This is a genomic window from Azospirillum sp., from assembly GCF_050789165.1.
This window is the reverse complement of the sequence record NZ_JBOZRT010000095.1, coordinates 14767-32823: the sequence shown is the minus strand read 5'-3', so window position 1 is coordinate 32823 and position 18057 is coordinate 14767. Positions and strand designations below refer to the sequence as shown.

Annotated in this window: 22 protein-coding genes; 18 read left to right on the top strand and 4 right to left on the bottom strand. The window is 69.1% G+C overall.

Annotated elements, in window-relative coordinates; all coding sequences use genetic code 11:
• Nucleotides 1-21: 21 nt before the first annotated feature.
• The 14 genes from ACRWK7_RS21465 (at nt 22) to ACRWK7_RS21400 (ending at nt 11430) form a co-directional block, all read left to right on the top strand.
• Entirely contained in the window at nt 22-948 is a 927-nt protein-coding gene (locus tag ACRWK7_RS21465) for a hypothetical protein (protein ID WP_431858327.1), read from the top strand.
• Nucleotides 945-1364, top strand: a complete 420-nt coding sequence (locus tag ACRWK7_RS21460) for a phage holin family protein (RefSeq protein WP_431858326.1) — start codon at nt 945-947, stop codon at nt 1362-1364. The genes ACRWK7_RS21465 and ACRWK7_RS21460 overlap by 4 nt, the downstream gene beginning before the upstream one ends.
• Nucleotides 1361-2266, top strand: coding sequence for a hypothetical protein (locus ACRWK7_RS21455; protein ID WP_431858325.1), 906 nt, complete (start codon nt 1361-1363; stop codon nt 2264-2266). The genes ACRWK7_RS21460 and ACRWK7_RS21455 overlap by 4 nt, the downstream gene beginning before the upstream one ends.
• A 323-nt stretch (nt 2267-2589) precedes the next feature.
• On the top strand, nt 2590-3048 hold the full coding sequence (locus ACRWK7_RS21450) for an SUF system Fe-S cluster assembly regulator (RefSeq protein WP_431858324.1): 459 nt from the start codon (nt 2590-2592) through the stop codon (nt 3046-3048).
• A 16-nt stretch (nt 3049-3064) separates the two neighbouring features.
• Nucleotides 3065-4549 (top strand): Fe-S cluster assembly protein SufB, encoded by a 1485-nt coding sequence (sufB, locus tag ACRWK7_RS21445; RefSeq protein WP_431858323.1) that lies wholly within the window; start codon nt 3065-3067, stop codon nt 4547-4549.
• Between the two features lie 32 nt (nt 4550-4581).
• Complete coding sequence (gene sufC / locus ACRWK7_RS21440) at nt 4582-5334, top strand: Fe-S cluster assembly ATPase SufC (protein WP_431858322.1); 753 nt, start codon at nt 4582-4584, stop codon at nt 5332-5334.
• Between the two features lies 1 nt (nt 5335).
• Nucleotides 5336-6667 carry a Fe-S cluster assembly protein SufD gene (gene sufD / locus ACRWK7_RS21435; RefSeq protein WP_431858321.1) on the top strand — a complete coding sequence of 444 codons (1332 nt, stop codon included), beginning with the start codon at nt 5336-5338 and terminating at the stop codon, nt 6665-6667.
• 13 nt (nt 6668-6680) lie between these two features.
• A complete protein-coding gene (locus ACRWK7_RS21430; protein WP_431858320.1) occupies nt 6681-7964 on the top strand; it encodes a cysteine desulfurase in 1284 nt (427 codons plus the stop codon).
• On the top strand, nt 7961-8431 hold the full coding sequence (gene sufU / locus ACRWK7_RS21425; RefSeq protein WP_431858319.1) for a Fe-S cluster assembly sulfur transfer protein SufU: 471 nt from the start codon (nt 7961-7963) through the stop codon (nt 8429-8431). The genes ACRWK7_RS21430 and sufU overlap by 4 nt, the downstream gene beginning before the upstream one ends.
• 12 nt (nt 8432-8443) lie before the next feature.
• Nucleotides 8444-8812, top strand: coding sequence for an SUF system Fe-S cluster assembly protein (locus ACRWK7_RS21420; protein WP_431858317.1), 369 nt, complete (start codon nt 8444-8446; stop codon nt 8810-8812).
• Between the two features lie 22 nt (nt 8813-8834).
• A complete protein-coding gene (locus ACRWK7_RS21415; protein ID WP_431858316.1) occupies nt 8835-9173 on the top strand; it encodes a HesB/IscA family protein in 339 nt (112 codons plus the stop codon).
• A gap of 27 nt (nt 9174-9200) precedes the next feature.
• Nucleotides 9201-9491 carry a hypothetical protein gene (locus ACRWK7_RS21410; protein ID WP_431858315.1) on the top strand — a complete coding sequence of 97 codons (291 nt, stop codon included), beginning with the start codon at nt 9201-9203 and terminating at the stop codon, nt 9489-9491.
• 188 nt (nt 9492-9679) lie between these two features.
• Nucleotides 9680-10660, top strand: coding sequence for an ABC transporter ATP-binding protein (locus tag ACRWK7_RS21405; RefSeq protein WP_431858314.1), 981 nt, complete (start codon nt 9680-9682; stop codon nt 10658-10660).
• On the top strand, nt 10657-11430 hold the full coding sequence (locus tag ACRWK7_RS21400; RefSeq protein WP_431858313.1) for an ABC transporter permease: 774 nt from the start codon (nt 10657-10659) through the stop codon (nt 11428-11430). The genes ACRWK7_RS21405 and ACRWK7_RS21400 overlap by 4 nt, the downstream gene beginning before the upstream one ends.
• A gap of 114 nt (nt 11431-11544) precedes the next feature.
• Here ACRWK7_RS21400 and ACRWK7_RS21395 read toward each other — a convergent pair whose 3' ends face one another.
• Nucleotides 11545-12168 (bottom strand): MarC family protein, encoded by a 624-nt coding sequence (locus ACRWK7_RS21395; protein WP_431858312.1) that lies wholly within the window; start codon nt 12166-12168, stop codon nt 11545-11547.
• A gap of 169 nt (nt 12169-12337) precedes the next feature.
• Here ACRWK7_RS21395 and pepN point away from each other — a divergent pair, with 169 nt between their 5' ends.
• Nucleotides 12338-15007: an aminopeptidase N gene (gene pepN, locus ACRWK7_RS21390; protein WP_431858311.1), complete on the top strand. Its 2670-nt coding sequence runs from the start codon at nt 12338-12340 to the stop codon at nt 15005-15007.
• Between the two features lie 59 nt (nt 15008-15066).
• On the opposite strand, the gene ACRWK7_RS21385 is transcribed toward pepN, so the two are convergent.
• The 3 genes from ACRWK7_RS21385 to ACRWK7_RS21375 all read right to left on the bottom strand — a co-directional run bounded on the left by ACRWK7_RS21385 (nt 15067) and on the right by ACRWK7_RS21375 (nt 16796).
• A complete protein-coding gene (locus ACRWK7_RS21385; protein ID WP_431858310.1) occupies nt 15067-15477 on the bottom strand; it encodes a c-type cytochrome in 411 nt (136 codons plus the stop codon).
• Between the two features lie 124 nt (nt 15478-15601).
• Nucleotides 15602-16249, bottom strand: coding sequence for an SRPBCC family protein (locus ACRWK7_RS21380; RefSeq protein WP_431858309.1), 648 nt, complete (start codon nt 16247-16249; stop codon nt 15602-15604).
• Nucleotides 16250-16361: 112 nt separating this feature from the next.
• Nucleotides 16362-16796 (bottom strand): hypothetical protein, encoded by a 435-nt coding sequence (locus ACRWK7_RS21375; RefSeq protein ID WP_431858308.1) that lies wholly within the window; start codon nt 16794-16796, stop codon nt 16362-16364.
• Nucleotides 16797-16929: 133 nt separating this feature from the next.
• Here ACRWK7_RS21375 and ACRWK7_RS21370 point away from each other — a divergent pair, with 133 nt between their 5' ends.
• From ACRWK7_RS21370 to folK, 3 genes are read left to right on the top strand one after another with little or no spacing between them, the layout of a single operon-like run.
• Nucleotides 16930-17187, top strand: coding sequence for a type II toxin-antitoxin system VapB family antitoxin (locus tag ACRWK7_RS21370; protein ID WP_431858307.1), 258 nt, complete (start codon nt 16930-16932; stop codon nt 17185-17187).
• A complete protein-coding gene (locus ACRWK7_RS21365; RefSeq protein WP_431858306.1) occupies nt 17187-17573 on the top strand; it encodes a type II toxin-antitoxin system VapC family toxin in 387 nt (128 codons plus the stop codon). The genes ACRWK7_RS21370 and ACRWK7_RS21365 overlap by 1 nt, the downstream gene beginning before the upstream one ends.
• Complete coding sequence (folK, locus tag ACRWK7_RS21360) at nt 17570-18052, top strand: 2-amino-4-hydroxy-6-hydroxymethyldihydropteridine diphosphokinase (protein WP_431858305.1); 483 nt, start codon at nt 17570-17572, stop codon at nt 18050-18052. Before ACRWK7_RS21365 ends, folK begins: the two co-directional genes overlap by 4 nt.
• Nucleotides 18053-18057 lie beyond the last annotated feature (5 nt).

Sequence of the window (18057 nt, the reverse complement as noted above, 5' to 3'; positions counted from 1 at the left end):
ACACTCCCGAGGAGGATCACGATGGCAACGCGCGACAATTCGGGTCAGGGCGGTCCGGACGACAAGAAGGCCACGGGGCCGCTCGACCGCGCGCAGGACGAGGCGACCGAGATGGGGCGCCAGGGGATGGGCGCCGCCCAGAACCGGATCCGCGCCGTCTTCGAGCAGCAGAGCCACCGCGCCGCCGACCAGATCGGCAGCGTCGCCCAGGCGCTGCACCAGGCCGCCAGGCAGTTGGAGGAGGAGAACAACGGCACCGCCGCCCGCTACACGGTGATGGCGGCCGACCGCGTCGAGCAGTTCGCCGACACGCTCCGCAACTCGACGGTGGACGACCTGGTCGGCCAGGTCGAGAGCTTCGCCCGCCGCCAGCCCGAGGTCTTCCTGGGCGCGGCGTTCGGCGTCGGCTTCCTGTTCGCCCGCTTCATCAAAAGCTCCGGCGAGCGCATCCGCATGGCCGACCTGATGCGCCAGCAGGACGAGCAGCGCATGGGCGGCAGCATGGGCGGCGGCCGCGGCAACGGCGGCATGGGTGGCGGCGGCGGCATGGGTGGCGGCGGCGGTGGCGGCCGGGCGCGCGGCGCCTACGACTTCTCGCAGGAGCGGCAGAACATCGGCGGCTCCTACCCGGCGGGCGGTCGCACGGCGAGCGGCGGAACCGGAACCGGCGCCGGACCCGGCCAGTCCCGGCCGCGGGCCTCGTCGGACGAAACCGGCGTCGGCAACCGGGTGAACACCGGCAGCGGCATCCGCGACGCGGCCGAGCTGATGGCCGGCGGCTCGCCCGAGCCCGCGAAGGCGCCGACGGCAAGGGCCGAGCCGGCCCGCGCCAACCCGAACGCCGTCGAGCCGGTGAGCGGCGCCAGCACCCCGGCGGCGACCATGGGCGCCACCTCGACCGGCCCCGCGAAGGCGCCGGAGAACAAGCCCCTGGAGAGCAAACCATGAGCGCCGCCGAGGACTACGGCCGCTACGACCCACGGGCGAACCGCTCGCTGGCCGGGCTGTTCGCCGATCTGGCGCGCGACCTGACCGGGCTGGTCCGCACCGAACTGGAGCTGGCTAAGGCGGAGCTGGGCGAGAAGGCCGGGCAGGCGGCGGGGGGCGTGGCCTTCATCGCCGCCGGCGGCTTCGTCGCCTTCGCCGGGCTGCTGGTGCTGCTGGCCTGCGCTGTGCTGGCGCTGTCGCTGGTGGTGCAGCCGTGGCTGGCGGCGCTGATCGTCGGCGTCGTGGTCGCCGGCATCGGCGTCGCGCTGATGCTGATGGGCCGCAACCGGCTGAGGCCGGAGAACCTGCAGCCCAACCGCACCTTGCACACCCTGCGTGACGACAAGGACTGGGCGCGGAGCCAGCTCAGCAAATGAGCCAGCGCGACGACAACGCCACCGGGGACCACCCCGACTATGACGCCCTGCAGCGCGAGGCGCGCGACCGCCGGACGCGCATCGCCGCTTCGCTGGATTCGCTCCGGCACCGCCTCGCGCCCAACACCCTCAAGGAGCAGACCATGAACCGCATGACCAACCGGATGAGCAGCGGAGCGTCGCACATGGGCGACATGGTCCGCGGCAACCCCGTTCCCCTCGCCATGATCGGCATCGGGCTGGGCTGGATGCTGCTGTCGCGCAGCGGCATGGACCAGCGCATCGCCCACAGCGGCGCCTTCCGCAGCGTGCGCAGCACCGCCGGCTCCAGCGCCCGCTACGCCCGCGACACCTTCTACAGCGCCGCCGGGTCCGTGCGGGACACCGCCGGCTCGCTGTACGACCGCGCGGGCGACATGGCGAGCGACGCCTACGAGAGCGCCGGCGAGGCCGCCAGCCGCATGACCGGCGGCGGCACCTACCAGGACCGTCCGGGCGACGACCGCACCGGCGGCCCGACCGGCCGCGGCATGCCGCAGCAGCACATGCGGGGCGGGCATCCGCAGGGCGGACGCTCGATGACCGCCTCGATGGGCCGGCAGATCGGCCACGTCACCACCAGCTTCTGGGACCTCGTCGAGGACCACCCGCTGGTCGCCGGCGTGATGGGCGTGGCGCTGGGCGCCGCGCTCGGCGCCAGCATCCCGGGCACCCGCTACGAGGAGCGCTGGGTCGGCGACTACGCCGGGCAGGTGACCAACCTGGCCAAGGAGGCCGCGCAGGACGCCATCGAGCGCGGCACCCGCGCCGCCCAGGCCGCCGCCGAGGCGGCCCGCGAGCACGTTGCCGAAGCGGTCGACGACGTGAAGGGCGCCGCCAAGGAGGAGATCAACCGGACGTAAAAGGGACCTGGGCAGGAGGGTCGGCAACGGCCGACCCTTCCCCTCATCCATCGTTCTTCTTTCGTCATCCCCGCGATGGCGGAGATCCATGCCTTCCTCAGCCACTTGCTTGGGGAGTTATGGATCCCCGCCGTCGCGGGGATGACGGTTTGGGGGACGTCGCACTGCCCCCTTGCGACAGAACGCCGCACCCTATACCGTACCGCTCCGGTCTAGTATGACCGGAGCCGGCGAACGGCCGAATGTCCCACCAATGCGCTTGACTTTTGGACAGGGGTGGAGCATCTAATCAGTACTGAATTGGTCCTGATTGAATCCCGGCCATGATCAAGCTGTCGAAGCTGACCGATTACGCCATCGTTGTGATGAGCGAGATGGCGCGCCAGAGAGGCGCGGTGCACACCGTGACCCAGCTGGCCGAGCGCACGGGCGTGCCCGCGCCTACGGTCGCCAAGCTGATGAAGAGCCTGACCCCGGCCGGCCTGATGACCTCGCACCGCGGGGCGGCCGGCGGCTACGCGCTCGCCCGCCCGGCCGAGGCCATCACCATCGCCGACATCGTCGTCGCCTTGGACGGCCCCATCGCGCTGACCGCGTGCGTCGAGGGGGCCGGCGAGGAGTGCGGCGTGGAGAACCTGTGCCCCATGCGGGGCGGTTGGGAGAAGATCAACCGGGCGATCCGCTCCGCGCTGGAGCAGGTGACGCTCGCCGACATGATGGGCCCCGTGTGGGCGCCGCCGGCCGCGCAGCCGGCCAAGGCGCTCGCCTCGGGTAACGCCTAGGGAGTTAGAGGAAGCCATGGCCGCCAGCACCGAGACCGCCGATCAGGTCCGCGCCTTCACCGAGAAGGAATACGAGTACGGCTTCACCACGGACATCGAGTCCGAGGTCGCCCCGAAGGGCCTGAACGAGGACATCATCCGCTTCATCTCCGCCAAGAAGGAGGAGCCGGAGTGGCTGCTGGAGTGGCGCCTGCGCGCCTTCCAGGCCTGGAAGGCCATGGAGGAGCCGCACTGGCCGGCGCTCACCTACGGCCCGATCGACTACCAGGACGCGCACTACTACGCGGCGCCGAAGATGAAGGCGAAGCCGAAGTCGCTGGACGAGGTCGATCCCGAGCTGCTGAAGACCTACGCCAAGCTGGGCATCCCGCTGAAGGAGCAGGCGATCCTCGCCGGCGTCGAGGGCACCGAAGGGCAGAGCCCGGCGGTGGCGGTGGACGCGGTGTTCGACAGCGTGTCGGTGGCGACCACCTACAAGGCCAAGCTGGAGGAGATGGGCATCATCTTCTGCGCCATCTCCGAGGCCGTGCACAAGTGCCCGGAGCTGGTGAAGAAGTACCTGGGCTCGGTGGTGCCGTATACGGACAATTTCTTCGCGACGCTGAACTCGGCGGCGTTCACGGACGGCTCGTTCGTCTACATCCCCAAGGGCGTGCGCTGCCCGATGGAGCTGTCCACCTACTTCCGCATCAACCAGGCCAACACCGGCCAGTTCGAGCGGACGCTGATCATCGCCGACGAGGGCTCGCACGTCTCGTACCTCGAGGGCTGCACCGCGCCGAAGCGCGACGAGAACCAGCTGCACGCCGCGGTGGTCGAGCTGGTGGCGCTCGACAACGCCACCATCAAGTACTCGACGGTGCAGAACTGGTACCCGGGCGACGAGAACGGCGTCGGCGGCATCTACAACTTCGTGACCAAGCGGGGTGCGTGCCGCGGCGTCAACTCGAAGATCTCGTGGACGCAGGTGGAGACCGGCTCGGCCATCACCTGGAAGTACCCGAGCTGCATCCTGCAGGGCGACAACTCGGTGGGCGAGTTCTACTCGGTCGCCATCACCAACAACCGCCAGCAGGCCGACACCGGCACCAAGATGATCCACATCGGCAAGAACACCCGCTCGACCATCGTGTCGAAGGGCATCTCGGCCGGCAAGGCGCAGCAGACCTACCGCGGGCTGGTGAAGATCCTGCCCAAGGCGGAGGGCGCGCGCAACCACACGCAGTGCGACAGCCTGCTGATCGGCGACCAGTGCGGCGCCCACACGGTGCCCTACATCGAGAGCCGCAACCGCTCCGCCCGCATCGAGCACGAGGCGACCACGGCGAAGATCAGCGAGGACCAGCTCTTCTACTGCCGCCAGCGCGGCCTGTCGGAAGAGGACGCGGTGTCGCTGATCGTCAACGGCTTCTGCAAGGAAGTGCTGAAGGAGCTGCCCATGGAGTTCGCCGTCGAGGCGCAGAAGCTGGTGGGCATCAGCCTTGAAGGAAGCGTGGGCTGACCGCCCGCCCTGGTGAGTGAGGAAGAAGACCGATGATCGAAATCAAGAACCTGCACGCCACGGTGGACGGCAAGGAAATCCTCAAGGGCATCGACCTGACGATCCGCCCGGGCGAGGTGCACGCCATCATGGGCCCGAACGGCTCGGGCAAGAGCACGCTCTCCTACGTGCTGGCCGGCCGCGAGGGCTACGAGGTCACCAAGGGCTCGGTCACCTACTTCGGCCAGGACCTGCTGGCGCTGGAGCCGGAGGAGCGCGCCGCCGAGGGTGTGTTCCTGGCCTTCCAGTACCCGGTGGAGATCCCCGGCGTCGCCAACACCACCTTCCTGAAGTCCGCCATCAACGCCATGCGCAAGCGCCGCGGCGAGAGCGAGCTGGACGCCATGCAGTTCCTCAAGCACATCCGCGCCAAGACCAAGCAACTCGGCATGACCGACGAGATGCTGAAGCGCGCGGTCAACGTCGGTTTCTCCGGCGGCGAGAAGAAGCGCAACGAGACCCTCCAGATGGCCGTGCTGGAGCCGAAGTTCGCCATCCTCGACGAGACGGACTCCGGCCTCGACATCGACGCGCTGAAGATCGTCGCCGACGGCGTCAACGCGCTGCGCGGGCCGGAACGCTCCATGCTGGTCATCACCCACTACCAGCGCCTGCTCGACTACATCGTGCCGGACTACGTGCACGTGCTGGCGCACGGCAGGATCCAGCGCTCGGGCGGCAAGGAGCTGGCGCTGGAGCTCGAAAAGAACGGCTACGCCGAGTTCGGCGTCAACGAGGCGGCGTGAGATGACGGTCACCCATTCCAGCCGGTACGGAGACCGCGCCGCCGCCCAGCCCTACCTGGAGCAGTACGACCGCGTGAAGGCGGAGCTGCCGGGCGCCGCGCTGTCCTGGGTGCGCGACCTGCGCGAACTGGGCCGCAGCCGCTTCGCCGAGCTGGGCTTCCCCACCTCCAAGGTCGAGGCCTGGAAGTACACCAGCCTGAAGAGCCTGGAGAAGGTCGCCTTCCAGCCGGCCAAGCCGGCCGCCGCCGGCGTGCACTTCGACGTGCTGCCGCACGTCGGCACGGGCCCGCGCCTGGTGTTCGTGGACGGCTTCTTCCGCGCCGACCTGTCCTCCACCGCGGGCGTGCCGGCCGGCGTCGAGCTGTCGGGCCTCGCCGAGACGCTGTCGCGGAATCCCGATCTGGTGGGCGAGCACCTGGGCCGCCTCGCCGTGTCGGACGAGCAGCGCTTCGTCGCGCTCAACACCGCCTTCCTGGCGGACGGCGCGGTGGTCCGGGTGGGGCGCGGCGTGGAAGTGCCGGAGCCGATCGAGCTGGTCTTCGTGTCGCTGGGGTCGGATGACGGCGCGGTGGCCTTTCACCCGCGCACGCTGCTCATCGCCGAGCCGCAGAGCAAGGCGACCGTCATCGAGCACCACGTCGGGCTCGGCATCGGCGCCACCTTCGCCAACCACGTGGCCGAGGCCTACGTCGGCGAGGGCGCCATCCTGCGCCACTACAAGGTGCAGCGCGAGGGGGCGGAGGCCTTCCACCTGTCCAACAGCGTGGCGAAGGTCGGTAAGGACGCCTGCTACGACAACTTCATCCTGACCACCGGCGCGCGGCTGGCCCGCAACGAGGTGCGCGTGGCGCTCGGCCTGGGGTCGAGCTGCAACGTCAACGGCGCCTACATGATCGGCGGCCACCAGCACTGCGACACGACGACCGTGATCGAGCACAAGGAGCCGCACGGCACCTCGCGCGAGGTCTACAAGGGCGCCATCGACGACCACGGCCGCGCCGTGTTCCAGGGCAAGATCGTCGTGCACCCCGGCGCCCAGAAGACCGACGGCCACCAGCTGAACCGCGCGCTGCTGCTGTCCGACACCGCCGAGATCGACGCCAAGCCGGAGCTGGAGATCTACGCCGACGACGTGAAGTGCAGCCATGGCGCCACCGCCGGCGAACTGGCCGACGAGGCGCTGTTCTACCTGCGCGCCCGCGGCATCCCGAAGGACGAGGCGCGGGCCCTGCTGATCGGCGCCTTCCTGGCGGAGGCGCTGGACGAGATCCCCGACGAGACCATCCGCGAAGCCTTCCACAGCTTCGTCACCGGCTGGCTGGGCACGCGCTGAGGAGACCGAGGCTATGAGCGACATCGCCTACACGCTTGACCGCACCGCCGGGTACGACGTGGAGCGCATCCGCGCCGACTTCCCGATCCTGTCGCGCACGGTGCACGAGCGCACCGGGAAGAAGCCGCAGCCCGGCAAGCCGCTGGTCTATCTCGACAGCGGCGCCAGCGCCCAGAAGCCGCGCCACGTCATCGACACCATGACGCGCTTCCTGGAGGAGGACTACGCCAACATCCACCGCGGCGTGCACTTCCTGTCACAGCGGGCGACCGACCGCTTCGAGGCGGCGCGCGACAGCGTGGCGGCGTTCCTCAACGCGCACAGCCGCGACGGTATCGTCTTCACCCGCAGCGCGACCGAGGCGATCAACCTCGTGGCCTTCAGCTACGCCCGCACCTTCCTGGAGCCGGGCGACGAGATCATCGTCTCCGTCATGGAGCACCACGCCAACATCGTTCCCTGGCAGCTGGCGCAGATGGCCAAGGGCCTGGCGATCAAGGTGGTGCCGGTGGACGATCGCGGCGTGCTCGACCTGGACGCCTACGCCAAGCTGTTCGGGCCGCGCACCAAGATGGTGGCGATCACCCACTGCTCGAACGTGCTGGGCACGGTGACTCCGGCCAAGGAGATCGTCCGCATCGCGCACGAGCGCGGCGTGCCGGTGCTGCTCGACGGCTCCCAGGCGGTGGTGCACGGTACCGTGGATGTTAAGGACATCGGCGCCGACTTCTACGTCTTCACCGGCCACAAGCTGTACGGCCCGACCGGCATCGGCGTGCTGTGCGCCAAGCCGGAGCTGCTGAAGAAGATGCCGCCCTACCAGGGCGGCGGCGACATGATCCAGTCGGTCAGCTTCAGCGGCACCACCTTCAAGGAGGCGCCGGCGCGGTTCGAGGCCGGCACCCCGCCGATCACCGAGGCCATCGGGCTGGCCGCCGCCATCGACTACGTCGAGGGCATCGGGCGCGACGCCATCGCCGCGCACGAGCACGATCTGCTGGCCTACGCCACGCAGCGGCTGCAGGAGATCGAGGGGCTGCGCATCGTCGGCACGGCGCCGGGCAAGGCGGCGATCATCTCGTTCGTGGTGGACGGCGTGCACCCGCACGACCTCGGCACCGTTGTCGACCAGTACGGCGTCGCCGTGCGCGTCGGCCAGCACTGCGCCGAGCCGCTGATGGAGCGCATGGGCGTCGGTTCGACGGCGCGGGCGTCGTTTGCCATGTACAACACCCGCGCCGAGGCGGATGCTCTGGCCGATGCGGTCAAGGCGGTGAAGGAGTTCTTCGGAGCATGATGGACGAGCTGCGCGAGCTGTACCAGGAAGTGATCCTGGACCACGGCAAGAACCCGCGGAACCACCGCCACCCGCCCGACGCCAACCGCGAGGCGCGCGGCGAGAACCCCATGTGCGGCGACAAGTTCACCGTCTACCTGAAGGTGAACGGCGACCACGTGGTCGAGGACGTGGCGTTCGAGGGGCGCGGCTGCGCCATCTCCACCGCCAGCGCCTCGATGATGACGGAGGTGGTCAAGGGCAAGACCGAGGCCGAGGCCAAGGCGCTGTTCGAGACCTTCCACGACCTCTGCACCAAAGACGAGGACGAGCACGGCGACCACGGCCCCGTCGACGAGGAGGCCCTGGAGAAGCTGATGGTGCTGTCCGGCGTGCGCCAGTTCCCGGTGCGCGTGAAGTGCGCCACCCTCGCCTGGCACGCGATGAGCGCGGCCATCGAGGGCGAGGACAAGGCGTCGAGCGAGTAGAGAGAGCCAGCCATGCCTGAAGACGCGACCGCAACCGACATCCACGACACGCCCGCCGTCTCCTTCGCCGCCGGCAAGGAGGCGGTGATGGAGCGCATCGTCGAGGCGATCAAGACCTGCTACGACCCGGAGATCCCCGTGGACATCTGGGAACTCGGGCTGATCTACCGCGTCGACGTCAACGACGCCGGCGAGGTCGAGGTCGACATGACCCTGACCAGCCCGATGTGCCCGGTGGCCGGCGAGCTGCCGATGCAGGTGCAGGAGGCCATTCAAAACGCCGAGGGCGTCACCACATGCAAGATCGATCTGGTGTGGGAACCCCCATGGCGCCCGGACATGATGTCGGACGTCGCCAAGATCCAGCTGGACATGTTCTGATCCTCAGGAAGCGAGACGACCCATGGCACTCCCGAAGGCCCTCACCCTGACCGACGCCGCCGCCGAGCGCGTCAAGTCTCTGATGGCGAAGGCGCCGGGCGAGATCGTCGGCCTGCGCATCGGCGTGAAGGCCCGCGGCTGCTCGGGCATGAGCTACGAGATCCAGTACGCCAAGGAGAAGATGAAGTTCGACGAGGTCGTCGAGGACAAGGGCGTCACCGTCCTCATCGACCCGGCGGCCGTCATGTTCCTGATCGGCAGCGAGATGGACTACGTCGACGACAAGTTCGAGACGGGGTTCCGGTTCCGCAATCCGAACGAGAAGGGGCGGTGCGGGTGCGGAGAGAGCTTCCACGTGTGACGCGTGGGGGCGGTGCGCCTCCGCCTTGTGCGCACCGCCGCCGTCGGGCTGGCGCTCCTGGCTGCCTGGGCGGTCATCGGCACGCTGTACATGCGCCTCGTCGATGACATTGCCGGCACCTACCTGACGGCGGCCGGCGCCATCGCTTCCCTGATCTGCCTGCCGCTCTATTGGGTCGCCGACGCGCGGCGCCTGCCGGTGACCGCGTCCGGAGCCGCACAGGCCAAAGCCGTCCTCTACGGATGGCGGGCCGGTTTGCCGGCATCGCTCGTGGTCATCATCGCGCTGATCGGACTGGCAAGGCTGCTCCGCCTCTAGGCGGGGTTGAGACCGGGTGGTTCCCGCCCTACCATCCTGCCCCTGAACACGTGCCCCCACCCTACCCCTCCCCCGCTGCGCAGGGGAGGGAACTCCGCCGTCCTTACCCTCCCCTGCGCAGCGGGGGAGGGTGCCCGAGCGCAGCGAAGGGTGGGTGGGGGCACGGGCCGCCGAAGCAACAGGTTCCCATGTCCTTGCTGAACGACACCGCCCCGGCGCGCACCGCCACGGCCGCCGCGCCCGCCCCGCCGATCATCCAGGTCTCCGGCCTCACCAAGACCTACAAGACCGGGTTCAACGCGCTCAAGGGCATCGACCTGGAGATCCGCCGCGGCGAGATCTTCGCGCTGCTCGGCCCCAACGGCGCCGGCAAGACGACGCTGATCTCCATCGTCTGCGGCATCGTCAACCCGTCCACCGGCACGGTTCTGGCCGACGGGCACGACATCGTGCGCGACTACCGCGCCGCGCGCTCGGCCATCGGGCTGGTGCCGCAGGAGCTGACCACCGACGTGTTCGAGACGGTGTGGGCCACCGTCAGCTTCAGCCGCGGCCTGTTCGGCAAGCCGCCCAACCCCGCGCACATCGAGAAGGTGCTGCGCGACCTCTCCCTGTGGGACAAGAAGGACGCCAAGGTCATCACCCTGTCCGGCGGCATGAAGCGCCGGGTGATGATCGCCAAGGCGCTGTCGCACGAGCCGAAGATCCTCTTCCTCGACGAACCCACCGCCGGCGTCGACGTCGAGCTGCGCCGCGACATGTGGGAGATGGTGCGGCGCCTGCGCGAGGGCGGCGTCACCATCATCCTCACCACCCACTACATCGAGGAAGCGGAGGAGATGGCCGACCGCATCGGGGTGATCAGCAAGGGCGAGATCATCCTGGTCGAGGGCAAGGACGTGCTGATGCGCAAGCTCGGCAAGAAGCAGCTGACGCTGCACCTGCAAAGCCCGCTGGAGGCGATCCCCGCCGGCCTGTCGGAGTACGCGCTGGAGCTGAGCGCCGGCGGCACCGAGCTGGTCTACACCTTCGACGCCCAGGCCGAGCACACCGGCATCGCCGGCCTGCTCAAGCGGCTGGGCGAGCACGGCATCGACTTCAAGGACCTTCAGACCAGCCAGAGTTCCCTGGAGGAGATCTTCGTCAGCCTGGTGAGGGGCGGGAAATGAACATTCCCCTGAACATCTACGCGATCCGCGCCATCTACGGCTTCGAGATGGCGCGCTGGTTCCGCACCCTGGCGCAGAGCATCGCGTCCCCGGCGATCTCCACCTCGCTGTACTTCGTGGTGTTCGGCTCGGCCATCGGCGGGCGGATGGGCGAGGTGGACGGCGTGAACTACGGCGCCTTCATCGTGCCCGGCCTCGTCATGCTGTCGATCCTGACCGAGAGCATCTCCAACGCGTCCTTCGGCATCTACATGCCGAAATACTCGGGCACCATCTACGAGGTGCTGTCGGCGCCGATCTCCATCGGCGAGATCCTGATCGGCTACGTCGGCGCGGCGGCGACCAAGTCGGTGATCCTCGGCTTCATCATCCTGATCACGGCGCGGCTGTTCGTCACCTACCACATCGAGCACCCGCTGGTGATGGTGGGCTTCCTGGTGCTGACGGCGGTGACCTTCAGCCTGTTCGGCTTCATCATCGGCGTCTGGGCGGACGGCTGGGAGAAGCTGCAGATCGTGCCGCTGCTGATCGTCACGCCGCTGACCTTCCTGGGCGGCAGCTTCTATTCCATCAGCATGCTGCCGCCGGCCTGGCAGACGGTGACGCTGTTCAACCCCGTCGTCTACCTTGTCAGCGGCTTCCGCTGGAGCTTCTACGGCACGGCGGACGTCGGCGTCGGCGTCAGCCTCGCCATGACCACGCTGTTCCTGGCGCTGTGCCTGGGCGCGGTGTGGTGGATGTTCAGGACGGGCTACCGGCTGAAGGCGTAATGTGTTTTGCCCCCTCCCCATCCCTCCCCCGCGTTGCGGTGGAGGGGGCTGCCGACGAGGCGGCGGAGTTTCCTCCACCTCGAAGAGGGGGAGGGTTAGGGAGAGGGCAGCGAGTCAGGGCGGGTAGACCGCCGTGATGCCCGACAGGATCGTCTGCGCGGCCAGCGCCGCCAGCACGATCCCCAGGATCCGGCTCAGCGTCAGGATCATGGTGCGCCCCAGCAGGCGGCGCACCACGTCGGCGAACATCAGCAGCACCGTGGCGCTGACGATCACCAGCGCCGCCGCGCCCAGCACCGTCAGCTGCCCCTGCCAGTCCCGCCCGTACTGGTCCATCAGCAGCATCACCGAGGCGATGGAGCCCGGCCCGGCGATCAGCGGGATGGCCAGCGGAAAGACCGCGAGGTCGTGCGCCTCCTCGTCGGTGCGGGCCTCGTCGGCGGCCTTCTCCTTGCGGTCGGAGCGGCGCTGGAACAGCATCTCGAAGGCGATCCAGAACAGCAGCGCCCCACCGGCGATGCGGAAGGCCGGCATCTCGATGCCCAGCGCCGTCAACACCGGCCGCCCGAGATAGGCGAAGAACACCAGGATGGTCAGGCTGAGCGCCGTGCCGCGCAGCGCGATCATGCGCTTGCGCCGGGCGTCGAAGCCCTGGGTCAGGCCGAGGAACACCGGCACGAGGCCGACCGGATCGACCACGACGAAGAACACCACCAGGACGCTGATCAGCGTGTCCACGCCGCCTCCCCCACCCTTGTTGCCGCCTGCTGGGTAGGGGGAGCGGCACGGTGCGTCAATCGGCAAATCGGCATGGCTCCCGCTCGCATCCCTGCTTGACCGGGTTGACGCCGCCGCACTACGCCACACGTAACGAGAACTCAGCCGAAACGGGAGCAGAGACACCGTCATGGACAAAGGCATCGCGAAGGTCACGCCGAAGGCCATCCACCTCAAGGACTACCGGCCGCCCGCGCACCTCATCGACACGGTGGACCTGCACTTCGACCTGCGCGAGGACGTGACGACGGTGCGCGCCACGCTTGCCGTCCGCCGCAACCCGGCGCGCGACGATCTGGAGCACCCCGCCCTGACGCTGGACGGCGAGCGGCTGGAGCTGGTCTCGGTCACGCTGAACGGCAAGCCGCTGACCACCGAATGCTACACGGTGGACGAGGCCCGCCTGACCGTCCCGCGCGTGCCGGAGACCTTCACGCTGGAAACCGTGGTCCGCATCAAGCCGCAGGAGAACACGGCGCTGCAGGGCCTCTACAAGTCGTCCGGCAACTTCTGCACGCAGTGCGAGGCGGAGGGCTTCCGGCGGATCACCTACTTCATCGACCGTCCCGACGTGATGGCGCGCTACACCACCACCATGGAGGCGGACAAGGCGCGCTACCCGGTGCTGCTGTCCAACGGCAACCTGATGGCCGAGGGCGAGGCGTCCGGCGGGCGGCACTGGGCGCGCTGGGACGATCCGTTCCCCAAGCCCAGCTACCTGTTCGCCCTGGTGGCCGGCAATCTGCGCCACGCCGAGGACCGCTTCCGCACCATGTCGGGCCGCGACGTCACGCTGCGCATCTACGTCGAGCCGGGCAACGAGGACAAGGTCGGCCATGCCATGGCCTCGCTGAAGAAGTCCATGGCCTGGGACGAGGAGGTGTTCGGGCTGGAGTACGACCTGGACATCTTCAACATCGTCGCCGTGTCCGACTTCAACATGGGGGCGATGGAGAACAAGTCGCTCAACGTCTTCAACACCAAGTACATCCTGGCGAAGCCGGAGACCGCCACCGACCAGGACTTCCTGGGCATCGAGGCCGTGGTGGCACACGAGTACTTCCACAACTGGACCGGCAACCGCGTCACCTGCCGGGACTGGTTCCAGCTGTCGCTGAAGGAAGGGCTGACCGTCTTCCGCGACCAGGAGTTCTCGTCCGACATGAACTCCCGCGCGGTCAAGCGCATCGCCGACGTGCAGCGCCTGCGCACCGTGCAGTTCACCGAGGATTCCGGCGCCATGGCGCACCCGGTGCGCCCCGACACCTACGTGGAGATCAACAACTTCTACACGCCCACCGTCTACGACAAGGGCTCGGAAGTCATCCGCATGATGCACACGCTGCTGGGCAAGGAGGGCTTCCGCAAGGGCATGGACCTCTACTTCCAGCGGCACGACGGACAGGCGGTGACCTGCGACGACTTCGCCGCGGCGATGCAGGACGCCAGCGGCGTCGACCTCTCCCACTTCAAGCTGTGGTACCGGCAGGCCGGCACGCCGGTGCTGGAGGCGTCGGGCGCCTACGACGGGGCCGCGCGCACCTACCGCCTGACGGTGCGCCAGACCGTGCCGCCGACGCCGGGCCAGCCGACCAAGCTGCCGATGCACATCCCGCTGGTCCTGGGCCTGCTGGGTCCGGACGGCACGGACCTGCCGCTGCGGCTGAAGGGGGAAGCGCAGCCGGCCGGCACCTCGCGCGTGCTGCACGTCCAGGACGGCGAGCAGGTGTTCGAGTTCGTCGACGTCCCCACCCGCCCGGTGCCGTCGCTGCTGCGCGGATTCTCGGCGCCGGTGACGCTGAAGACCGACCTGTCCGACGCGGACCTGACCTTCCTGATGGCGCACGACAGCGACGCCTTCAACCGGTGGGAGGCCGGCCAGACGCTGGGTACCCGCATCCTGCTGTCGCTGGTCGCCGACGCCCAGGCCGGCCGCGACCTCGCCCTGCCCGACAGCTTCGTCCGGGCGGTGGAGGCGGTGCTGGACGACGCCGCGACCGACCCCGCCTTCGCCGCGCAGGCGCTGGTGCTGCCCACCGAGTCCTATCTCGGCACGCAGATGCCGGTGATCGATCCGGACGCCATCCACGCCGCCCGCGAGTTCGCCCGCAAGCGGCTGGCATCGGCGCTGCGCCCGAAGTGGCTGGCCGGCTACCGCGCCAACGCCGGCAACGAGCCGTTCTCGGTGGACGCCGCCGCCATCGGCCGCCGGGCGCTGAAGAACCTCTGCCTCGCCTACCTGATGGCGCTGGAGGACGCGGAGGCGGTCGGCCTGTGCGTCGGCCAGTTCCACGGCGCGCACGCCATGACCGACGCGGTCGCCGCGCTCGGCCTGCTGGCGTCCTCCGGCGCGGCGGAGCGGGAGGAGGCGCTGGCCTCCTTCTACGAGCGCTGGAAGGGCGAGCCGCTGGTGGTGGACAAGTGGTTCGGCGTGCAGGCGACCGCCAGCCGGCCGGACGCGCTGAAGGACGTCACCCGCCTGCTCGACCACCCGGCGTTCGAGATCCGCAACCCGAACAAGGTCTACGCGCTGATCGGCGCCTTCGCCGGCGGCAACCCGGTGCGCTTCCACGAGCCCGGAGGAGCCGGTTACCGCTTCCTGGCCGATCAGGTTCTGAAACTCGACCCGATGAACCCGCAGGTGGCGGCGCGGCTGATGGGCCCGTTCTCGCGCCTGCGCCGCTACGACGCCGGCCGGCAGGGGTTGATGCGCGCCGAGTTGAAGCGCATCGCCGCCCAGCCGGGCCTGTCGCCCGACGTCTTCGAGGTCGCGACCAAGAGCCTGGACGCGGTGGGCTGAAACGGAAACGGGCCGGAGGGTTGCCCCTCCGGCCCGCTCACTGCGACAAGCGGTCGCGCTTACTTCTGCTCGCTCAGGAAGGCGATCAGGTCGTCGGCGGCCTTGTCGGCGTCGGCCTTGTACTTCGGCACGTTCTTCAGGCCGGCGTAGGCCATCGTGCCGCCCGGGACGATCTCCTTCGGGGCCTGGACGTAGGCCTTCAGGTTCTCCGGGGTCCAGGTGAAGCCGGCGGCGCTCTTCTCCTGCATCGGCTTCGAGTACTTGAAGCCGTCGATCGAGCCGGCCTTGCGACCGACGACGCCGTGCAGCGACGGGCCGACCTTGTTCTTGCCAGCCTCGACGGTGTGGCAGGCCATGCACTCCTTGAACACGTCCTTGCCAGCGGCAGCGTCACCGGCGGCCTGCGCGGCGCCAGCGGCGGCGGTCATGCCCAGGGCGATGGCGGCACCCATCATCAGCTTCTTGATCATTTGGTACGTTCCCTTCGTTGGTTGACCGGATTCTGGCCGGTGGGGATCGCGGGGGAGAATACACAGATTCGGCAAACTGCCAACCCCAACGAACAGCCCAGACCGGCGCTTTCATCCCTAGGGATCAATGCCCGCCCAAGAGTAGGGCGAACAGGACGATCGCCAAGCCCAGCGCCAGCCAGGGCACATAGAATCCGCCCATGCGCACGGCGGGCAGCGGCAGCGGGATCTCTGGCGGCGTGATTCGCACCGGCGTGGCCGTCGACTCCACCGCCGCGGGCGCGGGCGCGGGCGTGGGAGCAGCCGCCGCAGGCTCGGCCGCCGTGGCGGGCGGGCCGCCGAGCATGGTGGCGAAGCGGGTGAAGAAGTCGTCGGCCATCTTGCGCGCCGTGCCATCCACGAGGCGCGAGCCGATCTGCGCCAGCTTGCCGCCGACCTGCGCGTGCGCCTCGTAGTTCAGCAGCGTCGCCGCGCCGTCCTCCTCCAGACGGACGGTGGCGCCGCCCTTGCCGAAGCCGGCGGCGCCGCCCGAGCCCTCGCCGGTGATGGTGTATCCCTTGGGCGGGTCGAGGTCGGACAGCGTGACCTTGCCGGCGAAGCGCGCGCTCACCGGGCCGACCTTGGCGTGCACCTTGGCGGTGAACTCGGTGTCGGAGAGCTTCTGCACCTCCTCGCAGCCGGGAATGCACTGGCGCAGCACGTCGGGGTCGTTGAGCGCCGCCCAGACCTTGTCGCGCGGTGCCTCGATGCGGTGGGAACCGGTCATGTCCATGCGGTCGTCTCCTTCCTCCCGGCCAAGCTATCGTTTTCCAGTCCCGCGGAAAACTAGGCCGTTCCGGTCATCCGCCCACCCCCGCGGCGCCGTTCCGGGCGACGAAGGCCGCTCAGGGCGCCATGCAGTTGCTGACCAGCGCGCCACAGTCGGCGATGTTGGCGCCCATGGGATAGCTGACCTGCTGCACGGTGCCGCCGCGCAGGACGAACGTGACGTCGCAGCCCTGGGGCGTGCGTGCGGTGTTCAGCGGGACGCCGATGCCGAGGCTCATGCCGATTCCCTCGGCCGTACCGCCGCTCAAGCCCACGCCCATGCCCGGACTGTCGGTCTCGACCGTCGGCCGGGCGGAATAGGTGTAGTACTCGGCGCCGTTCACCACCGCCTGCCGGGACGGCACGCCGGCGCAGGACAGCAGCGTCGCCTTCGGCAGGCCGACCAGCTGCGTCTGCGCCCGTTCGGCGAGATCCGCGTCCTTGCTGTTGCCGGCGCACGCCGCCAGCCCGATCAGGGCGGCCATCCCCGCCGCGCGCACCACGATCCGCATGCCCTTCCTCCGCACGATGCTGCTTCCGCCGCACCATACCACCTCCACGCGCCGCCGGAAGGGGGGTTGGGCTGGCCGTCGCGGCGGGGCGGACACCATGTTAGGATGCTGCCCCGGCGGAGGACGCGCACCCATGACCCTGATCATCAACAACCCCGAAGCGGAACGGCTGGCGCACGAACTGGCGTCCCGCCGCGGCGAGTCCATCGACGAGGCGGTCGTGAAGGCGATGCAGGAACGGCTGGAACGCACCCCGACGCTGACTCCCGAGCAGGCGAGGATGCGGGACGATCTTCTTGCCATCGCCGCCGAGTTCCGAAAGCTTCCGATCCTGGATCCGCGACCGCCGGACGAGATCCTTGGCTACGACAAGAATGGGTTGCCGACCTGATGGTCATCGACAGTTCAGCAATCATCGCCATTTTGCTCGGAGAGCCGGAGGGCCAAGCCCTTGCCAGCAAGATCGCATCCGCAACAAAACGGTTGATGTCGGCTTCCACCGCACTTGAACTGACGGTGGTCACCGAGCACCGGACAGGACTTGCGGGCACGGATATCCTGGCACGGTTTCTTGAGCGGTCAGGCATCACCATCGTGCCGTTCGACGCCGAGCAACTCGCGGCCGCCCAAGTCGCATGTCGCCGCTACGGCAAAGGCCATCATCCGGCCGCATTGAATTTCGGGGATTGTTTCTCCTACGCCCTCTCCAAGACCAGCGGCCTGCCGCTGCTGTTCAAGGGTGACGACTTCGCCCGCACCGACGTGATTCCCGCATGACCACCGTCTATCTCGCCCTCGGCAGCAATCTCGGCGACCGGCTGGCCAACCTCGAGGCGGCCATCGCGGCGCTCGCGCCGGCGGTGGCGGTCACCGCCCGTTCGGCCGTCTACGAGACGGCGCCGATGTACGTCACCGACCAGCCGGCCTTCCTCAACATGGCCGTGCGCGGCGAGACGGCCCTGGCGCCCGAGCCGCTGCTGGCGCACCTCAAGGGCATCGAGGCGGCGCTGGGCCGGCGCGGCGGCGGCGTGCGCTTCGGGCCGCGCGAGGTTGACCTGGACATCCTGCTGTACGGCGACGCTGTGCTGAGGGCCGCGGCGCTGGAGATACCGCACCCGCGCATGGTCGAGCGCGCCTTCGTGCTGCGCCCGCTCGCCGACGTGGCGGCGGAGGTCCGCCACCCGGTGCTCGGCCGCTCCATCGCGGAGCTGCTGGCCGAGGCGCCGGGGGCGGACACGGTGGTGCGTCTGGGGTAAGACCG